Source organism: Flavobacterium sp. CFS9 (assembly GCF_041154745.1).
Taxonomy (GTDB): Bacteria; Bacteroidota; Bacteroidia; order Flavobacteriales; family Flavobacteriaceae; genus Flavobacterium.
Map to the genome: position 1 here is coordinate 1,369,413 of NZ_AP031573.1, position 21,636 is coordinate 1,391,048.

Sequence of the window (21,636 nt, forward strand, 5' to 3'; positions counted from 1 at the left end):
TTTTTATCTGTCAAACAATAGACGTTTTCCTGCGCGAATGTCTTTTACTTTAAAGTTATTATAAACCATTTCACCGTTTACAAAAGTATGTGTAATTCTCGACTTAAAGGTAAAATTCTCAAAAGGTGACCAACCGCATTTCGCCACAATATTTTCAGGCTTCACGCTCCATGGCAAACTTGGGTTTACAATCACTAAATCGGCAAAATAACCTTCTTTGATAAAACCTCTTTTTTCTATTTTGAAAAGTTTAGCCGGATTGTGGCACATTTTCTCCACAATTTTCTCCACCGTAATTTTTCCTTGGTGATGCGCTTCAAACATAGCCACAACCGCATGCTGCACAAGCGGACCGCCGGATGGAGCATTCACATAAGGCTGCATTTTTTCTTCTTTAGTATGTGGAGCATGATCGGTTGCAATTACATCAATACGTCCGTCATTCAAAGCTTCCCACAATGCTTTTCTGTCGTCTGCTGTTTTTACCGCAGGATTCCATTTAATAAAATTCCCTTTGGTTTTATAATCTTCGTCTGTAAACCATAAGTGATGCACACAAACTTCAGCAGTAATTTTCTTTTCTTCAAGTGGAATTTTATTCGTAAACAATTCCATTTCTTTCGCGGTCGAAAGGTGGAAAATATGCAAACGCGCTCCCGTTTTCTTTGCTAATGCTACCGCTTTTGAAGAAGAAATATAACAAGCTTCTTCACTACGAATTAAATGATGTGCCGTTACCGGAATATCATCACCATACTGTTCTTTGTAAAGCTGTAAATTATTTTTTATCGTTGTTTCGTCTTCACAATGTACTGCGATTAAAAGCGGCGTACTTGAAAAAATCTTCTCTAAAACAGCCTCATTATCTACCAGCATATTTCCGGTTGACGATCCTAAAAAGATCTTTATTCCGGCAACATTCTTTGGATTTGTTTTTAGAACTTCCTCCAGATTATCGTTAGTTGCCCCCATCATAAACGAATAATTCGCAAATGATTTCACTGCTGCCACCTGATATTTATCTTCTAATATTTCCTGAGTTACAGCATTCGGAACTGTATTGGGCTGCTCTATGAAAGATGTAATTCCTCCGGCTACCGCAGCTCTTGACTCTGACTCGATATCTCCTTTGTGTGTTAGCCCCGGTTCTCTAAAATGAACCTGATCATCAATTGCCCCCGGAATTAAATAATTCCCTTCTGCATCGATTACTTTACAATCGGATGTTTTTAAACTGATGCTGTCTGCCACTTCAACAATCAGATCGTTTTCGATTAAAACATCTCCTTCAAAAATAGATCCTTCGTTTACAATTTTGGCATTTTTTATTAGAACCTTATTCATTTTCATAGCTTTATAAAGTATTGACTAGTTTTTTCAATCGAAGTGAAATTACTCCCAGTATAGCTTCTTTAATAATAGCATTACTCATTTTAGAAACTCCTTTTGTTCTGTCAGTAAAGATAATCGGAACCTCTTTAATTTCAAATTTAGCACAGTAGGTTCTGTACTTCATTTCAATTTGAAACGCATAACCCACGAATTTAATTTTGTTGAGATTGATTTTTTCCAGCACTTCGCGTTTGTAACAAACGAAACCTGCTGTTGCGTCGTGAATTTTCATTCCGGTAATAAATTTCACATACACCGAAGCGAAATATGACATCAAAACACGGCTTAAAGGCCAGTTTACAACATTCACCCCTGTTACATATCGGGAACCAATCGCTAAATCTGCTCCACCAAAATGGCAGGCATCAAACAATTTCTCAAGATCATTGGGATTATGCGAAAAATCAGCATCCATTTCAAAAATAAAATTATACTGACGCTCCAATGCCCATTTAAAACCATGAACATAGGCCGTTCCTAAACCGGATTTTTTGGCTCTCTTCTCTAAAAATAACCGTCCTGGAAATTCTTCCTGTAATGCGACTACTTTATTGGCAGTATGATCAGGCGAATTATCATCAATAATTAAAAGATGAAAAGGTTTGTGTTGCGAAAGTACAGCTCTAACTATGCTTTCAATATTTTCGATTTCGTTGTAAGTGGGGATTATGACAATACAATCATTCATTTTTCTGAGTAATTTCACCGCAAAAGTAAACTTTTTATAGCATTTGATTCATAATAAATATATAATAAAAGTATTGACGCAAAAAATTACTAATTTTGCATCGCTATGATTGAACAACTTCACCCCCGAATTATCGAAAACAAAGACTGGGCGACACTTTTATTCGTGTTGACCTTTGCGGTTGTTGCCATGACTAAATCAGCTTATGAAACCCGATTTAGCGAATTCAGCAAGCTTATTTTTTCTGACAAGTATGCTAAAATCTATCGCGACAACAATCACCTAAGAAGCAGTTTTACTGTTGGTTTATTTTTTGTACAGGTTGTTTCCTATGCTTTTTTCATCCAGCTTACCATGCACATTTTTGGATATGCATCAAAAACAGACTGGATTTTATTCATTCAGCTTGCTACTTTTTTACTTTACTTTATTCTGGGAAAATTTTTAATTGAAAAAATTGTAGCCACTTCATTCAACATCGATGAATTTGCAGAACTTTTTAACTTACAAAAAGTAACTTACAGGACTTATATAGGCGTTTTAATCCTTCCTGTCAATGCAGTTTTGTTTTATTATGACAATATTCCTCAGATTGTACCGTTGGCAATAATCGCTATTTCACTGTGTATTAGCCTGTACTCTTATTTTATTTCAATAAAAACGTATCAAAATGCAATAATCAGCAAGTTATTTTATTTTATTTTATATCTTTGCGCTCTTGAAATAGCCCCTTATTATTTCATGTATTATTGGATTACAAAAGAGGCGGCTTAGTAAATGTTTATAATATGAAAGTGAAAACAATTTTGGTGTCACAGCCTGAACCTAAAGTGGAAAATTCTCCTTACTTTGAGCTCCAACAAAAACACAAAATAAAAATTGATTTCAGACCATTTATTCATGTGGAAGGGGTTAATGCAAAAGAGATCCGATTACAAAAAATCGATCTTAATCATTATACTGCAATCATTTTGACGAGCCGTAATGCGGTAGATCATTTTTTCAGAGTAGCAGATGAGATGCGTTATAAAGTTCCTGAAGGATTGAAATATTTCTGCCAATCTGAAGCTGTTGCATTCTACCTGCAAAAGTATGTTGTGTATAGAAAGCGTAAAATTTACGTGGGAGCAAAAGACTTTGCAGATTTATCACCGCTTATCAAAAAATACAAAGACGAAAAATTCCTATTACCGGCGTCTGATCAGTTAAATGCTGATGCACCTGTAACATTAAACAATCTTAAAGTAGATTGGGCACAGGCTGTTTTTTACAAAACAGTAATGAGCGATCTATCTGATTTGGCTGATGTTTACTACGATGTTTTAGCTTTTTTCAGTCCAACCGGAATCAAATCATTGTTTAAAAACTTTCCTGATTTTAAACAAAACGATACGAGAATTGCTGTTTTTGGAAGCACAACTCAAAAAGAAGCGCTTGATCACGGTTTAAGAATTGACATTCTTGCTCCAACTCCTGAAACGCCTTCAATGACGATGGCTTTAGAGAAATATATCGCAGAAGCAAACAAAGGAAAGTAATCCTTTTAGAAAATAACAATTTTTAAAATTCCAAATTTCAACTTTAGAGTTGAGATTTGGAATTTTTCTTTTTGACCAAAATCCTACCCTAATCTATTTGTCAAAATCTTAAAAACTTTAAGAAAGAGAAAAGCGCAATATTTTCAGCTTCCATCCAGACTTTGGAATTTTATTTTCAAATCATTTTGAGTACATTTGATTTACAACTACAATCAAATAACTGAATTTAGTTTCAAATCAAAACTCCAATGAAAATCAACTCCCTTATTATCGAAATTGACGGTATTGACAAAGAAATCCTGCGCTATTTAATGGACGATGCCCGAAAACCCATTTTGCAAATCGCCAACAAAATAGGTATTTCCGGAGCTGCGATTCATCAGCGATTAAAAAAACTGGAACAATCGGGTGTTATTTCAGGCTCTAAATTTACCGTTAACCCAAAAGTATTGGGATACAACACCATGGCCTTTGTTGGGGTTTACCTGGACAAAGCCTCCAGAAACTCTGAAGCGGTAAAAGATCTAAAAAAAATCCCCGAAGTTTTAGAATGCCACTACACCACCGGAAACTGGTCGGTATTGATCAAAATCATCTGTCGCGATAACGAACACCTAATGCAACTTTTAAATACCAAAATTCAGGCAATAGAAGGTGTTTCCAGAACAGAAACCTTTATTTCACTGGATCAACAGATTGACAGGCAGATTCAGCTTTAAAAAACAAAATCCCAATCTTTGAAATTCCAAATTCCAAAGTGATTTACTCAAAGTTTCCGCCACGAATTCACTAAATATTTAAATTCCTTGTGAATTCGGCGCGAAAAAAAAAAAAAAAAAAAAAAAAAAAATCCAAACCCAACAAAGTTGGAACTTGGATTTTTAAAAATTTGAATTTTATATCTTTAATTCCTTCTGCTTCCGGAATAAATCGAGATATAGTATAACAGCGTTGCGATCGATCCAATAGCAGCTACAACATAAGTTCTGGCAGCCCATTTCAACGCATCCTTAGCTCCCGCCTGTTCTTGCTGCGTCAGCATATTTTTATTCTTCAGCCAGGCCAATGCTCTGTTACTGGCATCATATTCTACCGGCAGCGTAATAATCGTAAATAACGTTGTTGCAGCAAAAATGATAATTCCTATCAGCAGTAGCCCCGGAAAGGTTCTGATCATTAAAATTCCGGCTAATAAAATCCATTGTACATAATTGGATGCAACACTTACAATTGGCACTAATCTGGAGCGCATTGTCAACCACTCATAACCAACAGCGTGCTGTACCGCATGACCACATTCGTGTGCAGCCACAGCAGCCGCAGCCGCATTGCGTTCGTTGTAAACTACCTCGCTTAAATTTACGGTTTTGTCTGCGGGATTATAATGATCTGTTAACTGACCAGGTGTCGAAATAACACGAACGTCTCTAATTCCATTATCTACCAGCATCTTTTCGGCGATTTCGGCGCCACTCATTCCATTTCTTAATTGTAACTTAGAATACTGCTCGAATTTACTCTTGAGCCTTGAACTCACTATCCAGCTGAACAACATAATTGCTCCGGCAAGAATTAAATATCCACTTCCCATATCTTTGTTTTTTTTTGATTGATTACTAAATTTACAGAACAAACCGCAAATTCTGAACCAAATTCAAAAAATGTCATTTTGACATTTTAGCGTCAGGATATTTCTCAAGCAACTTTACAAAAACTAAAAAACCTCTCTACAACTCCAGTTGCTTATTGACTTCTTCAAATTTCCCGATCAGATCGTTGATTTTTGCTTGTTGTTTGTTAATTTGTTTCGGACGAATGTAAAACCAGTTCACTCCTATCCAAAGCAATACCACTCCATATGTTAGCAACGCATAAACAAGAGTCATTCTCAAAGTATACTCGTACATATACAAGCCAATCCCGACACCCAATAAAATGAAGTATAAACTCAAAATCGTCGACTGCATAAACTGCTGCTTTTTTCGGATTAGAATCAAGCGTTGCAGATACTCCTGATTGGATTGTGTGGTATCGATATTTTTATAACCAGCCAGCAATCCGTTATAAACACCAACATACATTATCATCGCCAAAATCACCAGTACAATTCCTATTTTCGTAGAAATAAATTCCGGTTGATAATAATACCAGACAAAAACAATAAATGCGGTAGTTGCGAAAAGCAGCATATTGGTAATCCACAGATGGCGAAGGCCAGCCGCTTTAAATTCTTTCAATCTTCCCAATAAGTCTTTCATATCGGGCTGATTTACGGATTGTTTTTTCCACAAATCTTTGAAGTCTATATTGTTATTTTGGTCCATTTTCCTTAAATTTTTGAGTCAGTTTTTCCTTTATCCTGTGAATTTTCACTCTTGTATTTGCTTCCGAAAGCCCCACAATTTTAGCAATTTCCGCCTGCTTTACCTCCTCAAGTTCTAGCGAAATAATAATACGTTCCGTTTCAGGCAATTCAGCAATACACTGGTACAAAAACTGGATTTGCGGTTCTAACGATTGTTGTTTCTCTTCCTGCAAATTCACCGGAAGATCTGATTTAAGAAAACGTTTTTCTTTTTCGATTTGCCGCAAACAGTTATTAGAAGCTATCCTAAAAATCCATGTTCCTATGCCGGACTCATTTCTAAAAGTGTCCAGTTTTTGCCAGACAATAACAAAAGTCTCCTGAGCCAAATCCTGAGCAATATCATAATCGTTGACAAAACCCATGCAAAGCCTGAAAATTCTATCCCAATACGTTTTATAGATAACTTCAAATTCCATTAGTACTATTTTACGAAATTATTCACCTGATTTAAATACCACGCTGCATCATCATACATAATAAAGTGTAACCCTTTACCGGCATATTGAAAATTAGCCTTTTTTAAATTTTGATACTGTCCTTCAATAGCAGGTTTTAAATTTACAAAATAAGATTCCAGTAAAATTAATGAAGGACATTTTACTTGTGAGATTTTTTCTCTTAAATCGGTATTAGAAAAATCACAATACATTTCGGCAAATGTTTTTCTGTCTGATTTTACACTCCAGTCTACTATCATATCGATTTTTGAAGCGTCCTGAACCAGTCTTGGCATTGTTTTTTTCTGCATGTCTAAAAACTGAGGCTCCGTCATAGCTGTCATCTGGTTCACCATTGACGAACAGTCGTTATTTTCTTTTGATTTAAAATTAGGATCCATCAGAGCTGCCATACACGGAAGTGCGTCTACTACAACAATTTTACCTACCAATTCCGGGTAATCTGCTGCTAAAGCCAATGCAAATCCCCCACCCATACTGTGACCAATTACAATTGGCTTTTCGATTTTATTTGTTTTAATGAAGTCTGCAATTTCAGTTTCCCAATTTTTGAAGCTTGCATTTGGCTGTGGTTTCACTCCGGCAAAACCTGCCATCGTAAGTGTGTAACAAGTATGATCTTTTTCTAAACTAGCTCTGGTATCCTTCCACACATCTCCTGATGAAGCAAATCCAGGGATAAATACTACGGCTTGTTTTCCTTTTCCGGTTTTAAGAACTTCAAACGGATATTGTTTGTTTTGTGCAAATACATTTAAACATACTGCTGAAAATAATAAGGCGATAACTAAGATGATATACTTTTTCATGATAAATAATTTTAAATGGTTTAATAGTTAAATTCGCCTTTTGGATACGAGATGTTTTAAAATGTTACAGATTATTTTGAAAAAAATAAATTTCACTCTCAAAAATTCAGATTTTAACCTCAGTTCACAAGCTCGAACCCTCCGTTTTTACTGAGGCTAAGACACTCGAGAACATTAGTTATTTTTTTTTTTAAAAAATTATCTTTTCACGTTGCTGTATCAATTCGGGTCAACACAAAAAACTATAAAACGGGGTTTGCCTAAAATATGTATGTTCCGCTCCCCTGGAGCTTTTTGATGCCGGAAAATTGCATTTTCTACAGATATTTCGCTCCGCTGGAGCTGTTTCAAAAAAGCATTCACCCCTAGCTTTTGTCCTTTCGACGGAGGAGAAACCGCACTTGAAACTCCGCAAAAAATATCTCCAATCTTTGTCGAATCTTTTGTGTGATTTACTCCGTCTATTCGCTATCGCTCGAGTCTCCTTTCGGCCGAAAAGACAAACTAAACGCAAAAAACAATTCATGTAATTCGCAGCAAAATTTAAAGCACAAAAAAAAACCCAAACCCCAACAGAAGTTGGAATTTGGGATTTAAAAATATTGGGATTTAAAATTATTACCCTACCAGATTAATGATTTTACCGGGAACAATAATTACTTTATTTGGTGTTCTTCCTTCTAACTGACGTAAAGTTCTTTCGTCTTTCATGACAATTTCTTCGATCTGCTCTTTCGTTAAATCCAAAGGCAGTTCGATCGTAAAACGCATTTTACCATTGAAAGAAACCGGATATTCTTTATTGGTTTCTATTAAATGTTTAGGTTCAAAAACAGGAAAATCAACTGCTGCTATTGATTCTTTATTCCCTAATTGCAACCATAATTCCTCTGCAATATGCGGTGCATAAGGAGAAACTAAAATTGCTAACGGTTCCAAAATTGCTCTCGAATGACAGTTTTGCGCAGACAATTCATTCACACAAATCATAAACTGAGAAACAGAGGTATTGAAAGAAAAACTCTCGATGTCTTCTGCTACTTTTTTGATGGTTTTATGCAATGATTTTAAATTGTCTTTTGTTGGTTCGTCGTTGTTTACGATTAAACCATTATCATCAAAGTACAATCTCCATAACTTTTTAAGGAAACCAAATACTCCCGAAATACCAGCCGTATTCCAAGGTTTTGCCTGCTCTAACGGCCCTAAGAACATTTCGTACAAACGCAAGGTATCGGCTCCGTATTCGTTACAAATATCATCCGGCGTTACCACATTGTAATATGATTTCGACATTTTCTCGACTTCACGTCCAACGATATATTTTCCGTTCTCGTCAAAAATAAATTCTGCCGTATTAAAATCTTCTCTCCAGTTTTTAAATCTTTCTACGTCCAATTCATCCGAAGAATTTACAAAATTAACGTCCACACGAAGCGGCTGTACATTCTGATCTCCGATTTTATTCTTCGAAACAAAAGTATTTGTTCCTTCTAATCTATACACATAAGCTGTCGTCCCTAAAATCATTCCCTGATTGATCAGTTTTTTGAATGGTTCTTCGGTTGGAGCAAAACCTTTGTCTTTTAAGAATTTGTTCCAAAAACGGGAATACAATAAGTGTCCGGTTGCGTGCTCGCTTCCTCCGATATACAAATCAACACTTTCCCAATAAGCCAAGGCTTCTTTGCTTGCAAATTCATTTTCGTTGTGTGCATCCATGTAACGCATCCAGTACCATGAACTTCCTGCCCAACCCGGCATGGTGTTCAATTCTAATGGAAATACCGTTGCATGATCTACTAAATCGGTATTGACAACTTTATTATTTGTTGTGTCCCAAGCCCAAACCGCTGCATTTCCTAATGGAGGTAAACCGTCTTCGGTTGGTAAATATTTCTCTACTTCAGGCAAAATGATTGGCAAATGCTGTGTATCAATCATTTTTGGAAGACCATTCACATAATACACAGGGAATGGCTCACCCCAATAACGCTGACGGGAGAAAACTGCATCACGCAAACGGTAATTGGTTTTTCCAATTCCCTGTCCTAATTTTTCTAACGCCGTAATAGCAGCCTGAGTAGCTTCTTTATAATTTAATCCGTTTAAGAAATCAGAATTGGCAATTTCAACGTTGTCTTTCGAACCATAAGCGGCTTCAGAAATATCAACGTTGGCAAAAATATTTTTGATTTCCTGCATTCCGTTCTGACCTTTAAAGAAATTTGCAAAAGCATAATCTCTTTCATCTCCGCAAGGAACAGCCATTACAGCACCTGTTCCGTATCCGGCCAAAACATAATCACCAATCCAAACCGGAATTGGCTCTTTCGTAAATGGGTGCTCTGCATAAGCTCCTGTAAATACTCCCGAAATGGTTTTTACATCGGCCATACGCTCACGCTCGGAACGTTTTGCTGTTTTTTCGATATAGGCTTCAACCGCCTCTTTTTGTTCCGGAGTTGTAATTTTAGCCACCAAATCATGTTCCGGTGCCAAAGTCATAAAAGTCACTCCAAAGATGGTATCAGGACGAGTGGTAAATACCTCAATAAAATTTGTTTCAGGTTTCACGTTTAAAGTTTCCTGACTTTGTGCATCAAGCTGAAACTTGGAACCTAAAACTTGAAACTTCACTAATGCTCCAACCGATTTCCCAATCCAGTTTCTTTGGGATTCTTTGATAGACTCACTCCAGTCAATTTCATTTAAACCTTGAAGCAAACGCTCTGCATAAGCAGAAATACGCATACTCCATTGGGTCATTTTTTTACGAATTACCGGAAATCCTCCACGTTCTGAAACGCCGTTTACAATTTCATCATTAGCTAAAACGGTTCCTAAACCAGGGCACCAGTTTACTTCTGTTTCTGCCAGGTAGGTCATTCTGTACTTCAAAAGAATTTCTTCTTTTTGATCATCAGAATACGATTTCCATTCTTCTGCTGTGAAAATCGCAATATTATCGTCGCAAACTGCTTCTACTAATTTATTTCCCTGTTCTTCAAAAACACCTATTAACTCTGTAATATCAAATGCTTTTTCCTGTCTTTCACAATACCAGGAATTGAACAACTGAATGAAAATCCATTGTGTATGTTTATAATAGTCCGGATTTGAAGTTCGAACTTCACGCCCCCAATCAAATGAAAATCCAATTTTATCCAACTGTTTTCTATATCCTGCAATTTGTTTTCCTTCTTTATCTACTCCACCGTCAATATTAACACGCGTGGTATCTTCCGGACGCTGTCCGGTTTGAATTGCATACTGTTCTGCCGGCAATCCAAAACTGTCGTACCCCATTGGATGCAAAACATTAAAACCCTGATGTCTTTTGAAACGAGAATAAACATCTGAGGCAATATAACCCAGCGGATGTCCTACGTGTAATCCTGCCCCGGAAGGGTAAGGAAACATGTCCAACACATAATGTTTGGGTTTTTCAGAATTATTCTTTGCTGCAAAAATTTGGTTTTCGGCCCAATATTTTTGCCATTTGGCTTCTATTTCGTTTGGATTGTATTTCATTTTGTGAGTTGCTGAGTTACGGTGTAACTGAGTTGCTAAGTGTTAATGCATTATGTAAATAAGATCGCAAATTTACATTTATTACAGATTGTAACAAAAGTATTTTAATACATAAAAATAAATTATAATTTACCTAATTGGCTATAATTATTTTTAAACACATAGAAACATAGATTTAAAACTCTCGAAAAGGCGTTTCACTTGTTTAAAACATACAGAGACCACTATGTGTTAGAAACATGTTTCTTTTACAATATTTTAAACACCTACAATCTATGTTTCTATGTGTTAAATTATTTTTTTTTGTTATTAATCCAGCGGTTTACAATTTCTTCATTTTTATCAATATAAAATACAAGTCTAAAATTGCTTATATTGTACGAAAGTTAAAACTTTGGCCGTTATTAACTTCATATAAAGAAATTCTTTATTATTTTTACCCCATAATTTAAGCAAACTATGAGTTCTAACTTTGATAAATTTCAAAAGCGCAGGTTAATTTCCTCTTATTTTTCGGTTGTATTAAGTGTATTTCTGGTTTTATTCCTACTAGGGGTACTAGGATTATTCATTATCAATTCTAAGAAACTGGCTAATGATTTTAAAGAAAAAATTGCAATGACGGTTTTCTTTAAAAACGAGGCTAATGACAGCGTGATAAAAGCTTTCCATACAGAACTAAAAAGAGCGCCTTTTGCAAGATCATTCGTTTATGTAACAAAAGAAAAAGCGGCAAAAGAACACACTGACATTATCGGAGAAGATTTTCTGACTTTCTTAGGTGAGAACCCATTATTGAATTCTTACGACATTCACTTAAAAGCGGATTATGTTGAAAGAGACAGCATCCTTAAAATAGAAAGCAAACTACGTCAAAACACCATGATTGAAGATATTGTTTACGACAAACAATTGGTTAATCTGGTAAACGACAATATCAAAAAAGTAAGTATGTGGATTTTGATTATCAGTGGTTTCCTTGCGGTTATTGCTGTTCTGTTAATCAACAGTTCCCTACGTTTATCTATTCATTCGAATCGTTTTATCATCAAAACCATGCAAATGGTGGGTGCCACAAAATCGTTTATCCGTAAGCCATTTGTAATGCGCAGTGTAAAATTAGGAATGTTAGGTGCAGGTCTTGCTATCATTGCGCTGATCGGACTTCTGTTCTATGTAGAAACTAATTTCCCGGGCTTGGGTATTTTAGAAGATAAAGCCTTAATCGGATTGGTATTGTTAGCCGTATTCGGATTAGGAGTTTTGATTACCTGGGTAAGTACTCACTTTGCTACACAGCGTTTCCTAAATTTAAGAACTGACGATCTTTATTAATTTTAGATTTTAGACTGTAGATTTTAGATTAAAAAAAAGGCCTTTGACTGTACTCAGGGTCACAAAAAAGACAAAATGAAAAACAACAATAAAGAAGAACAAACACCAAAACAAGAATTCCTTTTTGACGGAATTAATTACAAAATTCTATTAATCGGAATTGGAGTTATTGCCTTAGGCTTTATCCTAATGTCTGGCGGAGGAAGCAACGATCCGAATGTTTTTAATGAAGACGTATTTAACTTCAGACGTATTCGTTTGGCTCCAACCACAGTTTTAATCGGTTTTGGAATCACCATTTATTCTATTTTCAAAAAATCTAAATAGACTCTTTAGAAAACTTAGACGTCTAAGACGTCTAAGAAATCTAATAATCTAACAATCATAATAAATGAATACATTACAAGCTATCGTTCTTGCTATTATTGAAGGCATCACTGAATTTTTGCCTGTTTCTTCAACCGGTCACATGATTATTGCCTCTTCCTTTTTCGGAATTGCTCATGAAGATTTCACTAAACTTTTCACCATTGTCATTCAGCTTGGCGCGATACTTTCGGTAGTGGTTTTGTATTTCAAACGATTCTTTCAAACACTTGATTTTTACTTTAAACTTTTGGTTGCCTTTGTTCCGGCAGTCGTATTAGGCTTATTGTTAAGTGATTTTATCGATGGTTTGTTAGAAAATCCTGTTACCGTTGCTATTTCTCTTTTGATAGGAGGCTTAATTTTACTAAAAGTTGACGAATGGTTCAACAATCCAAATACAACTGAAAGCTCTTCTGAAATCACCTATTTACAAGCTTTTAAAATTGGTTTATTCCAGTGTATTGCTATGATTCCGGGAGTTTCAAGAAGCGGCGCCAGTATTGTTGGCGGAATGTCTCAAAAATTATCCCGTACCACAGCCGCAGAATTCTCTTTCTTTTTGGCTGTTCCAACCATGTTAGGTGCAACCGTAAAAAAATGCTACGATTATTACAAATCCGGATTCGAACTGACTCACGATCAGATTAACATACTGGTAATTGGAAATGTCGTTGCTTTTATTGTAGCACTTCTTGCTATTAAATCCTTTATTGGATTTTTGACTAAAAACGGTTTTAAAGTTTTTGGCTATTACCGAATCATTGCAGGAATCATTCTGTTGCTGATTCACTTTTTCATTCATCCTCTTACGATTATATAATGACTCCTGAAGAATATTTAGACGGACAGGTTTTACTGATTGACAAACCTTTAAAATGGAGTTCGTTTCAAGCTGTCAACAAACTAAAATACCTTTTAATCAACAAAGTCGGACTTCCGAAAAAGTTCAAAATTGGTCATGCCGGAACCTTAGATCCTTTGGCAACCGGCCTATTGCTAATCTGTACCGGAAAATTCACCAAGAAAATTTCTGAGCTACAGGGTCAGGCCAAAGAATATACGGGAACATTTTACATTGGAGCTACTACTCCATCTTACGATTTAGAAACCGAAATCGATCAGACTTTTCCAACTGATCATATTAACGAAGCACTGATTCATGAAACAGTGAAACAATTTCTGGGCGAAATCGATCAGAAACCACCCATTTTCTCTGCCATAAAAAAAGACGGTGTTCGTTTGTACGAGCATGCGCGTGCAGGAGAAACTGTAGAAATTGCGACTAGAAAAACCACCATTCATGAATTCGAAATTACCCGAATAGCCTTACCCGAGGTAGATTTTAGGGTGGTTTGCAGCAAAGGGACTTATATTCGCTCTCTGGCTTTTGATTTTGGAAAAGCGATGAATTCCGGATCGCATTTAACCGTTTTACGCCGAACTAAAATTGGCGATTACGATGTAAAAAATGCTATTGACATTACCCTTTTTGAAGAAAGTCTTCAGCAGGAATAAAGCATAACATTTTTTTGAACGCCCTTTAGTGAGGTCGTGTCTTTTTCTTTTTTGTACTTTAGTCGTAAGATTAAAAACCAAAACATGAAAAACCACTTTCTGCTGCTATTGCTTGTCTTCACAATCTCATCAAACAGCCAAACCGTTAATCAAAAAATTGTTTCTACTGATATTGATAATTTCTGGAAGGCTTACGATAAAATTGTCACCGAAAAAGACAGCATCAAACAATACTCTTTTTTAAAAGAACTGTATCTCGACAAAGCTACTCCGGGGCTAAAAAGCTTACTCGAGGTCCGAAATTATACTGCCAAAGACTACATCAATGCCATAAATAAATATCCTAAATTCTGGAATTCGCTAAAACCAAACACTTTAAATGCTGCCGAACTTTATCCGGAAATTGATGCCGATATTCACAAACTGAAACAAGCTTATCCCGATTTAAAACCATCCACTATTTATTTTTCGATTGGAGCATTTCGAACAAACGGAACCATTCAGGAAGATCGGGTTTTAATTGGGAGCGAACTGAGCCTTGCAGACGAAACTACCGTTATTGATGAACTTCCGGCGTGGAGACAACCCTTTTACAAAGAATACGAGCCGAGAAAAAACATTGCATTGCTCTGCACGCACGAATATGTACATACACAGCAAAAAGAACTGGTAGAAGACCTACTTTTGATGTGTCTTTATGAAGGTGTTGCCGAGTTTGTTTCCTGTAAAGTAACCAACAAAAAATCAAGCTCGCCTGCAATTGAATTTGGAAAAAGCAATCAACCAAAAGTGATCGAACAGTTTATCGTGGATTTGTATATCAAAAGCAACAATTATAACTGGATCTGGGGCGAAAACAGAAATCATTTAAAAGTTAGAGATCTGGGATATTATATAGGTTACGAGATCTGCGAACGTTACTACAATTCATCCAAAGACAAAACGAAAGCAATAAAGACTCTAATTGAACTTGATTACCACAATGAAAAAGAAGTCGCACGTATTGTAGACGGTACCAAATTGTTTCCGCAAAATCTAAAAAAACTACGCCAGAATTACGAAAAACAAAGACCTAGCGTTGTATCCATCTCTGCATTTAAAAACGGGAGTAAAAAAGTAAAATCGGGCGAAACTGAAATCACGATTACTTTTTCGGAACCGTTAAACGGGCGCAGTACGGGAATCGATTTTGGTCCACTTGGAGAGAACTTTTTCCCAAAAATAAACACAAACAGAATCTGGTCTGCTGATATGAAATCCTGGACTATTAAAGCTGATCTAAAACCCGGCCAACATTACCAAATTTTAATTTCGGATAATTTCAGAAAACAAAACGGAGTGAGACTAAAACCTTTTTTAATCGATTTTAAAACGGCGGAGTAAAATTTCGAAACCAATTTTATTAAATAGGCTGAAAGCCTAAGAACATCAGCATGGTGCAACGCACTATGCTATAGCCAGAGCTCTTTCAGAGCAATATATTTCAAAAGCATTCTATAAAAAACGTTAAAAACAAAAAGCACATTACTTCAGGAATCCCCATAGCAATGTGCCGACTTCTTACAAAGTAGTTCTATTTCATAAGCTCTGTTTTTTTGAAGTTAATAATGAGATATACTCTTTCCTCCAAACAACAAGCCCGAAACAAAATCGTAAAATCTTTCGAATAACTTTTTCATGTTAGTGTATTTTTTAATTGTTAAACATTAAATAAACACCAATAAAAAGAGTAAATAAGAAAATGAATAATAGAAGTGGGATTACTCCTGCAAGTTACAAAAAATTGAAGCAACACAAAATATTTTAGCATATTTTTTATTACTAAAATTCTTATTCACAGCAGGATACCCGAAAAATAAGGCTGTTCGACGATATATTTCTTAAAAACTTAAGGAATCTAATCCAACCATCTTAATCACATTTATCGACTTACTAAATATCAAAAAGCGGTTTGTTTTTAAGCTTCTCCAAGATTTTTGCTGATGGTAAATTATCTTTGTCTATAAAGGCTTTCATTTGGGGAATATTATCGCAAAAAATAATATCCAGAGAAAATCTATCCTTTCCATAAATACCACGATGGATCATATTGGCAGAAAAAATCAATAAATCTCCCCGATTCAATCTTACAATTTCTCCACGTTTTAAATCGTCACTTTGGAGACGGCCTTTCAAAGAATTCCTAACCTCAAACTCTTCCGGCAAATCCCATTCGCGATGTGTTGTTGGAATCAGTTCAATTCCACGTTCAGTTTTCATGGGAATTCTGAAATGAACTACATTTTGAGTTTTGATGGCCTCCTTTTGATCTTCGACGGACATTCCCGTATATTGTATGTCACGGTGCCAATAATTCTTCCGGGCTTCATCTTTTGGATCAAAAAAAAGCTGGGTATTCAAAAAAACAGGAGGTTTAGGAAAGATAACACTTAGTATTTCTTCAAACTTGTCCTGGGCAATAAATTCAAAAAGACTTGTTTTTTCTTCCTCAGTTAAACCATCACCCTTGGTTAGACTGTGACTGTTTAAAACTCCTTTTTCATAGCTTATTTCATTATCACGCAACCAAATTTCATGGAATTTAACTAATCCTTTTTCAATTACTGCCAGTTCATTTTCAGAAAAGAAATTCTCCAGAAATACGTATCCGTTTTGTTCAAAACTATTCATATTACTCCCTGATTTCCAGCACGCGCATGATATCCATAAGTTCATTTTGAGTACTTAGCCCTTTGTCGGTCAAATACCACAACTGCAAATCGGTTTTAATTTTTTCATCAATTACACCAAATTCCTTTTTATAATTTATCACTAACTCGATGGCTTCTTTTGGTCTCGGTCCCCAATCTGCACGGGCTATTCCGGTTTCTTTACAAATCACAATCACTTTTGGAATCGCTCTTCCGCCATTGGTCAGGTATTGATTCATTAATGCGTCATTCTCATCACGAAAAACGATTCGCAGGTCTATTTTTTTATGCGATGCTAAAGCCATCTTATTAATAATAGGAAGTATCTGTGCCGCATCGCCACACCAGCCTTCAGAAATCACCAGCCAGATGTAATTGTACTTTAAGTTTTCTAATTCGGAAACTACTTCATCCGAAACTTTCATGGTTTTCTCTAGTCGGTTCATCCTGGCCTCATTCAGCTTAGTGTAATTGGTTAAGCTTTCAGATTGTTCATTGCCTGTTGATTTCCCTTCCAGTAATAAATCGGTAACTATTTTTCGATATTCGGTATACGAATGACTATTGAATAATGCTTTGGCTATACTACTTTTCATGTTTAGGATTTTTTGAATTCTATAAAATTACAACTTTTAAAAGGACTTAAAGAATGACTTTTGTCACATTCGGAGAAATCCGAAAAATCACTATAAATTTAAAACGAAAAGAACTATTATTTTTTTTAAAACATTATTTCTAAAAATCAGAATATGTCTATATTTGCACAAATTAATGCAACACAAACATGAAATATAAAAGAATTCTTCTAAAACTTAGCGGAGAGGCCTTAATGGGTGATTTACAATACGGTATTGATCCGAAAAGATTAGGCGAATATGCAGATGAGATTAAGCAGATTCATGACAAAGGAGTAGAAATTGCTATTGTAATTGGAGGAGGAAATATTTTTAGAGGCGTTGCAGGTGCAAGTGCCGGTATGGATAGAGTACAAGGCGATTATATGGGAATGCTTGCTACTGTAATTAACGGAATGGCTTTGCAGGGAGCACTTGAAGACAAAGGAATGAAAACGCGTTTGCAGACTGCTTTGAAAATGGAATCTATCGCAGAACCATATATCAAAAGAAGAGCAGACCGTCATCTTGAAAAAGGAAGAATCGTAATTTTTGGTGCCGGAACCGGAAATCCTTATTTTACAACTGATACAGCTGCCGTTTTAAGAGGTATCGAAATCAATGCAGATGTGATCTTAAAAGGAACTCGTGTAGATGGTGTTTATGATTCTGATCCGGAGAAAAATGCATCAGCTGTGAAATTTGATTTTATTTCGTTTGATGATGTTCTTAAAAAAGGACTAAACGTGATGGATACTACAGCTTTTACTTTAAGCCAGGAGAACAAATTGCCAATCGTTGTTTTTGATATGAACAAAATTGGTAATCTTTTGAAAATCTGTGAAGGTGAAAACGTTGGAACAGTAGTTAATATCTAGACTACTTAGATTGTTGGAATATTAGATTATTCGATTTTTAAAAGTTGTAATACTCTTAACATAGACAATCAGACAAAAAAGAATACCTGTTGATTAAAATTTTAGATCTGCATTTTTTTGAATTTCTCGTAATCCAAAAATGTAACCATCTAAAAATCTAAAAAAATATTAGTTAGTAAATTTAGTGAGTTCCTTTTTTAGAAATCTAAAAAATCGAATAGTCTAAAAATCTAAAAATCTAAAAAAATGACTGAAGAAGTAGAATTTATATTAGACAGTACGGAAGAATCTATGAACGGTTCGATTGCGCACTTAGAGAAAGAATTTCTTAACATTCGTGCGGGAAAAGCTTCTCCGGCTATGTTGGGAAGTGTTTTTGTAGATTATTACGGAGCTGCAACACCACTTTCTCAAGTATCAAAAATCAGTGTACCTGATGCCAGAACAATTACATTACAGCCTTTTGAAAAAAACATGTTGTCTGTAATTGAAAAAGCGATCATGGTTGCCAACATTGGTTTTAATCCGATGAACAACGGAGACGTTATTATCATCAGTGTTCCGCCTTTGACAGAGGAACGTCGTAAAGAACTGGCAAAACAAGCGAAAGCTGAAGCTGAAGATGCTAAAATTGGTGTTCGTAACGTACGTAAAGACGCCAATACAGATATCAAAAAATTAGAAAAAGAAGGAACTTCTGAAGACATTTGCAAATCAGCTGAAGAGCAGGTTCAGAATTTAACCAATACTTACATCAAAAAAATCGATGAGTTACTGGCTGCGAAAGAGGCCGAAATCATGAAGGTGTAATCCTATTCAACACAAAATAAAAGTCCGTTTAGTTAAATTATAACTGAGCGGATTTTTTTATTGTTATTTTTGCATACCAAAAGTACAATTAGTCCGTTTTTGAAAACTATGACATTCTCTATGAAGCTATTCTGTTTGTTGACTTTGTTTTTCACGCTTACCATTCAGGCACAATTTCAAATAAACGGAATTGTAACGGACTCTAATAACAAACCTCTTCCTTTTGCTACCATTACAACTTCCGATAGCAATAATACCATCACGGATGTCGACGGAAAGTTTATTCTGAAAGCTCTTTCAAAACCGGAATCTTTTACCGTTTCCTACATTGGTTTTCAAACGAAGACAATTATAATCACTGATCACAAAACCTTTTACCCCGTTTTTCTTTTTCAAAAGACTGATGATTTAAAAGAAGTTGTGGTCTCCAACGAAAATCCGGCTCTTACGATCATCAAAAAGGTCATTGCGAATAAAAACAAAAACAATCCGCAAAAAAAGCTGAGCAGTTTCGAATACAAAAGCTACAATAAACTTATAGTAACAGCCAATCCTGATTCTATTGACGGTAGAATTGACTCTACAGCAACCTATAAAAATCTCGACAAGAAACGTATTAACATTGATTCTTCCGATTATAAATTCAAAGAAATCATCAGCAAGCAGCACTTGTTTCAAACCGAAAAAGTTTCACAATATCAGTTTGGTAACAACAGACTGAAAGAAACGATACTGGGCACGAAAATGTCCGGATTTAAACAGCCTATTTATGAGGTTATCGCTTTTAATCTCCAATCGATTTCGATTTACGATCCGAAATACGAACTGTTTGAAACTAAATATGAAAACCCAATTTCGAATAGTGCTTCTCAAAGTTACAATTACAAGATTCTGGATACTGTGAACATCAAAGGCCGGGACACCTATATGATTTACTTCAAAAACAAACAAAGAAGAAAATCATCCGGTTTAGAAGGAGTTTTGTATATCGATCAGGAGAACTTTGCTGTAGCTAAAGCGGTAATGCGTATCAAAGGGGTTCTGGATATTAGCGGAATTCATGAATTTGAATACGTACCCAGTGAAAAAATATGGTTCCAAAGCAACACTACTTTTAAAATTGTAAAAGGGAAAAACGATGACGATATTAAGATTTTAGGTGGTACAATTCAATTTGACGGAGATGTTGAGGATAATTTCGAACCCCGAAAAAAGTCGGCTTCCGATTTTACTTATCTGCTTTCTGAGAGTAACAACTTTGACATCCACTACAACACTACTGCCCCTATAAAAGATCCAGCGCTTTATATTGAAATTAAAGACGATGCCAACAAAAAACCGGAATCCTTCTGGGAAGAATACCGAAAAGAAGATCTGGACTTAAAGAGCCAAAGAACCTATCAGTTGATTGACAGCCTTTCGATAAAAAAAAGAATCGAAAATCGTCTGGGGCTTGGACGAAAAATCATCAATGGGTATTTACCGATTGGTCCTATAGATCTGGATTTAAAAAAGATTATCAGTTACAACAACTACGAAGGTTTCAGATTAGGGCTTGGCGGTATTACCAACGACCGTTTTTCTAAAAACTTCAGAATCGAGGGATACTCGGCTTACGGAACAAAAGACGGTCAGCACAAATACAGCCTGGGAGCAGGATTTTTATTAGACAAAAACACCAATACATGGGTAAACGGATATTATACCGATGATGTTCGAGAGATTGCAAGTACCATTTTTGCCGTTGACAAACGTGTCTTCAAAATTTACGATCCGCGTCCGATTAACATTAGTACTTTTTATCAATATGTGGGTTGGAAAGCTAATATTCAGACTAAAATTATTCCTAAAACGGAAGCTGTACTGGAATTTTCAAGAACTTATGTCGAGCCTAAATTTGATTATCTTTTTAATTACAATGGAAAGCTGTATTCGGATTATATCATGACTACGGCAATGGTTTCGATCGTCTGGGCTCCTTTTAGCGCTTTTATGCAGACTCCGACCGGGAGAACTGAAACCGATAAAAGATTTCCAAGGTTCACTTTTCAGTACACCCAATCATTACCTAATGTGATGGAGAATGATTTTACTTTTGGAAAAATAGATTTCAAAGCGGAATATGAGAAGAAATACTTAAACGGTCAAAAAACGAGTTTGCTTCTACAGGGAGGTTATGCTACGGGCGATGTTCCCATTACCCATCTTTACAATACCATGCCCAACAACTTAACAAAGGAGAACATTATCCAGCGTATTACTTTTGCCGGACGAAACAGTTTTGAAACGATGTTTTTCAATGAGTTTTTCTCCAGTCAATATGTCTTTTTTCAACTTAAACATGGTTTTGACCGAATCAAAATTCTCAAAAAAGTGCGTCCTTCTCTAGTACTGGTAACAAGAATGGCATGGGGAAATATGGAAAATCCGCAACAGCATGTAGGCCCACTCTATAAAACTTTAGACAGAGGCTTTTTTGAATCTGGAATTGAACTAAACAAAATTTACAAGGGTATTGGTTTAGGCGGCTTTTATCGCTATGGCCCTAACCAGTTAATGAGATTTGAGGATAACATTGCCGTTAAGATTTCTTATGTGCTGGATTTAGGTCTTTAAGTCTAAAATTCCCATTTTTTTT

At 35.7% G+C, this 21,636-nt stretch carries 20 protein-coding genes; 11 read left to right on the top strand and 9 right to left on the bottom strand.

Features of this window, described 5'->3' with window-relative positions; genetic code table 11:
• Positions 1-3 precede the first annotated feature (3 nt).
• Together ACAM30_RS06040 and ACAM30_RS06045 are read right to left on the bottom strand one after the other, a co-directional pair.
• Positions 4-1,344 carry a dihydroorotase gene (locus ACAM30_RS06040; RefSeq protein WP_369617660.1) on the bottom strand — a complete coding sequence of 447 codons (1,341 nt, stop codon included), beginning with the start codon at positions 1,342-1,344 and terminating at the stop codon, positions 4-6.
• A 10-nt stretch (positions 1,345-1,354) separates the two neighbouring features.
• Positions 1,355-2,080, bottom strand: coding sequence for a polyprenol monophosphomannose synthase (locus ACAM30_RS06045; protein WP_369617661.1), 726 nt, complete (start codon positions 2,078-2,080; stop codon positions 1,355-1,357).
• Between the two features lie 105 nt (positions 2,081-2,185).
• Between ACAM30_RS06045 and ACAM30_RS06050 the strand changes: the two genes are divergently transcribed.
• The 3 genes from ACAM30_RS06050 to ACAM30_RS06060 all read left to right on the top strand — a co-directional run bounded on the left by ACAM30_RS06050 (position 2,186) and on the right by ACAM30_RS06060 (position 4,337).
• Positions 2,186-2,854: a DUF4271 domain-containing protein gene (locus ACAM30_RS06050; RefSeq protein WP_369617662.1), complete on the top strand. Its 669-nt coding sequence runs from the start codon at positions 2,186-2,188 to the stop codon at positions 2,852-2,854.
• A 14-nt stretch (positions 2,855-2,868) separates the two neighbouring features.
• The gene (locus tag ACAM30_RS06055; protein WP_026109960.1) at positions 2,869-3,618 is read left to right on the top strand and encodes a uroporphyrinogen-III synthase; all 750 of its coding nucleotides are present in this window, start codon (positions 2,869-2,871) and stop codon (positions 3,616-3,618) included.
• A gap of 248 nt (positions 3,619-3,866) precedes the next feature.
• Positions 3,867-4,337 (top strand): Lrp/AsnC family transcriptional regulator, encoded by a 471-nt coding sequence (locus tag ACAM30_RS06060; protein ID WP_017496220.1) that lies wholly within the window; start codon positions 3,867-3,869, stop codon positions 4,335-4,337.
• 185 nt (positions 4,338-4,522) lie between these two features.
• On the opposite strand, the gene ACAM30_RS06065 is transcribed toward ACAM30_RS06060, so the two are convergent.
• From ACAM30_RS06065 to leuS, 5 genes are all read right to left on the bottom strand, one after another.
• A complete protein-coding gene (locus ACAM30_RS06065; protein WP_369617663.1) occupies positions 4,523-5,209 on the bottom strand; it encodes a zinc metallopeptidase in 687 nt (228 codons plus the stop codon).
• A 136-nt stretch (positions 5,210-5,345) separates the two neighbouring features.
• Positions 5,346-5,942: a hypothetical protein gene (locus ACAM30_RS06070; protein ID WP_369617664.1), complete on the bottom strand. Its 597-nt coding sequence runs from the start codon at positions 5,940-5,942 to the stop codon at positions 5,346-5,348.
• Complete coding sequence (locus ACAM30_RS06075; protein ID WP_202703224.1) at positions 5,929-6,402, bottom strand: RNA polymerase sigma factor; 474 nt, start codon at positions 6,400-6,402, stop codon at positions 5,929-5,931. Before ACAM30_RS06075 ends, ACAM30_RS06070 begins: the two co-directional genes overlap by 14 nt.
• Positions 6,403-6,407: 5 nt before the next feature.
• A complete protein-coding gene (locus ACAM30_RS06080; RefSeq protein ID WP_369617665.1) occupies positions 6,408-7,253 on the bottom strand; it encodes an alpha/beta fold hydrolase in 846 nt (281 codons plus the stop codon).
• 618 nt (positions 7,254-7,871) lie between these two features.
• The gene (gene leuS, locus ACAM30_RS06085; protein ID WP_369617666.1) at positions 7,872-10,787 is read right to left on the bottom strand and encodes a leucine--tRNA ligase; all 2,916 of its coding nucleotides are present in this window, start codon (positions 10,785-10,787) and stop codon (positions 7,872-7,874) included.
• Between the two features lie 459 nt (positions 10,788-11,246).
• On the opposite strand from leuS, the gene ACAM30_RS06090 reads away from it, so the two are divergent.
• The 5 genes from ACAM30_RS06090 (at position 11,247) to ACAM30_RS06110 (ending at position 15,389) form a co-directional block, all read left to right on the top strand.
• Positions 11,247-12,122 carry a cell division protein FtsX gene (locus ACAM30_RS06090; protein WP_369617667.1) on the top strand — a complete coding sequence of 292 codons (876 nt, stop codon included), beginning with the start codon at positions 11,247-11,249 and terminating at the stop codon, positions 12,120-12,122.
• A 75-nt stretch (positions 12,123-12,197) separates the two neighbouring features.
• Entirely contained in the window at positions 12,198-12,449 is a 252-nt protein-coding gene (locus tag ACAM30_RS06095; protein WP_369617668.1) for a DUF3098 domain-containing protein, read from the top strand.
• Between the two features lie 64 nt (positions 12,450-12,513).
• On the top strand, positions 12,514-13,311 hold the full coding sequence (locus tag ACAM30_RS06100; RefSeq protein ID WP_369617669.1) for an undecaprenyl-diphosphate phosphatase: 798 nt from the start codon (positions 12,514-12,516) through the stop codon (positions 13,309-13,311).
• Positions 13,311-14,006, top strand: a complete 696-nt coding sequence (gene truB / locus ACAM30_RS06105; RefSeq protein ID WP_369617670.1) for a tRNA pseudouridine(55) synthase TruB — start codon at positions 13,311-13,313, stop codon at positions 14,004-14,006. Before ACAM30_RS06100 ends, truB begins: the two co-directional genes overlap by 1 nt.
• Before the next feature lie 84 nt (positions 14,007-14,090).
• Positions 14,091-15,389: an Ig-like domain-containing protein gene (locus ACAM30_RS06110; protein ID WP_369617671.1), complete on the top strand. Its 1,299-nt coding sequence runs from the start codon at positions 14,091-14,093 to the stop codon at positions 15,387-15,389.
• Between the two features lie 549 nt (positions 15,390-15,938).
• Here ACAM30_RS06110 and ACAM30_RS06115 read toward each other — a convergent pair.
• Positions 15,939-16,676 carry a phytanoyl-CoA dioxygenase family protein gene (locus ACAM30_RS06115; RefSeq protein ID WP_369617672.1) on the bottom strand — a complete coding sequence of 246 codons (738 nt, stop codon included), beginning with the start codon at positions 16,674-16,676 and terminating at the stop codon, positions 15,939-15,941.
• Position 16,677: 1 nt separating this feature from the next.
• Positions 16,678-17,292, bottom strand: a complete 615-nt coding sequence (locus tag ACAM30_RS06120; protein ID WP_369617673.1) for a thioredoxin family protein — start codon at positions 17,290-17,292, stop codon at positions 16,678-16,680.
• 188 nt (positions 17,293-17,480) lie between these two features.
• On the opposite strand from ACAM30_RS06120, the gene pyrH reads away from it, so the two are divergent.
• From pyrH to ACAM30_RS06135, 3 genes are all read left to right on the top strand, one after another.
• Positions 17,481-18,188: a UMP kinase gene (pyrH, locus tag ACAM30_RS06125; RefSeq protein ID WP_369617674.1), complete on the top strand. Its 708-nt coding sequence runs from the start codon at positions 17,481-17,483 to the stop codon at positions 18,186-18,188.
• A 246-nt stretch (positions 18,189-18,434) separates the two neighbouring features.
• The gene (gene frr / locus ACAM30_RS06130; protein WP_369617675.1) at positions 18,435-18,998 is read left to right on the top strand and encodes a ribosome recycling factor; all 564 of its coding nucleotides are present in this window, start codon (positions 18,435-18,437) and stop codon (positions 18,996-18,998) included.
• Between the two features lie 120 nt (positions 18,999-19,118).
• Positions 19,119-21,614 (top strand): DUF5686 family protein, encoded by a 2,496-nt coding sequence (locus ACAM30_RS06135; protein ID WP_369617676.1) that lies wholly within the window; start codon positions 19,119-19,121, stop codon positions 21,612-21,614.
• The last annotated feature ends 22 nt before the right edge of the window (positions 21,615-21,636 follow it).

What these genes read in the sequence shown, in the direction of transcription:
- ACAM30_RS06040 (WP_369617660.1), bottom strand. Translation starts at nt 1,344, where the DNA reads ATGAATAAGGTTCTAATAAAAAATGCCAAAATTGTAAACGAAGGATCT.
- ACAM30_RS06045 (WP_369617661.1), bottom strand. Translation starts at nt 2,080, where the DNA reads ATGAATGATTGTATTGTCATAATCCCCACTTACAACGAAATCGAAAAT.
- ACAM30_RS06050 (WP_369617662.1), top strand. Translation starts at nt 2,186, where the DNA reads ATGATTGAACAACTTCACCCCCGAATTATCGAAAACAAAGACTGGGCG.
- ACAM30_RS06055 (WP_026109960.1), top strand. Translation starts at nt 2,869, where the DNA reads ATGAAAGTGAAAACAATTTTGGTGTCACAGCCTGAACCTAAAGTGGAA.
- ACAM30_RS06060 (WP_017496220.1), top strand. Translation starts at nt 3,867, where the DNA reads ATGAAAATCAACTCCCTTATTATCGAAATTGACGGTATTGACAAAGAA.
- ACAM30_RS06065 (WP_369617663.1), bottom strand. Translation starts at nt 5,209, where the DNA reads ATGGGAAGTGGATATTTAATTCTTGCCGGAGCAATTATGTTGTTCAGC.
- ACAM30_RS06070 (WP_369617664.1), bottom strand. Translation starts at nt 5,942, where the DNA reads ATGGACCAAAATAACAATATAGACTTCAAAGATTTGTGGAAAAAACAA.
- ACAM30_RS06075 (WP_202703224.1), bottom strand. Translation starts at nt 6,402, where the DNA reads ATGGAATTTGAAGTTATCTATAAAACGTATTGGGATAGAATTTTCAGG.
- ACAM30_RS06080 (WP_369617665.1), bottom strand. Translation starts at nt 7,253, where the DNA reads ATGAAAAAGTATATCATCTTAGTTATCGCCTTATTATTTTCAGCAGTA.
- leuS (WP_369617666.1), bottom strand. Translation starts at nt 10,787, where the DNA reads ATGAAATACAATCCAAACGAAATAGAAGCCAAATGGCAAAAATATTGG.
- ACAM30_RS06090 (WP_369617667.1), top strand. Translation starts at nt 11,247, where the DNA reads ATGAGTTCTAACTTTGATAAATTTCAAAAGCGCAGGTTAATTTCCTCT.
- ACAM30_RS06095 (WP_369617668.1), top strand. Translation starts at nt 12,198, where the DNA reads ATGAAAAACAACAATAAAGAAGAACAAACACCAAAACAAGAATTCCTT.
- ACAM30_RS06100 (WP_369617669.1), top strand. Translation starts at nt 12,514, where the DNA reads ATGAATACATTACAAGCTATCGTTCTTGCTATTATTGAAGGCATCACT.
- truB (WP_369617670.1), top strand. Translation starts at nt 13,311, where the DNA reads ATGACTCCTGAAGAATATTTAGACGGACAGGTTTTACTGATTGACAAA.
- ACAM30_RS06110 (WP_369617671.1), top strand. Translation starts at nt 14,091, where the DNA reads ATGAAAAACCACTTTCTGCTGCTATTGCTTGTCTTCACAATCTCATCA.
- ACAM30_RS06115 (WP_369617672.1), bottom strand. Translation starts at nt 16,676, where the DNA reads ATGAATAGTTTTGAACAAAACGGATACGTATTTCTGGAGAATTTCTTT.
- ACAM30_RS06120 (WP_369617673.1), bottom strand. Translation starts at nt 17,292, where the DNA reads ATGAAAAGTAGTATAGCCAAAGCATTATTCAATAGTCATTCGTATACC.
- pyrH (WP_369617674.1), top strand. Translation starts at nt 17,481, where the DNA reads ATGAAATATAAAAGAATTCTTCTAAAACTTAGCGGAGAGGCCTTAATG.
- frr (WP_369617675.1), top strand. Translation starts at nt 18,435, where the DNA reads ATGACTGAAGAAGTAGAATTTATATTAGACAGTACGGAAGAATCTATG.
- ACAM30_RS06135 (WP_369617676.1), top strand. Translation starts at nt 19,119, where the DNA reads ATGAAGCTATTCTGTTTGTTGACTTTGTTTTTCACGCTTACCATTCAG.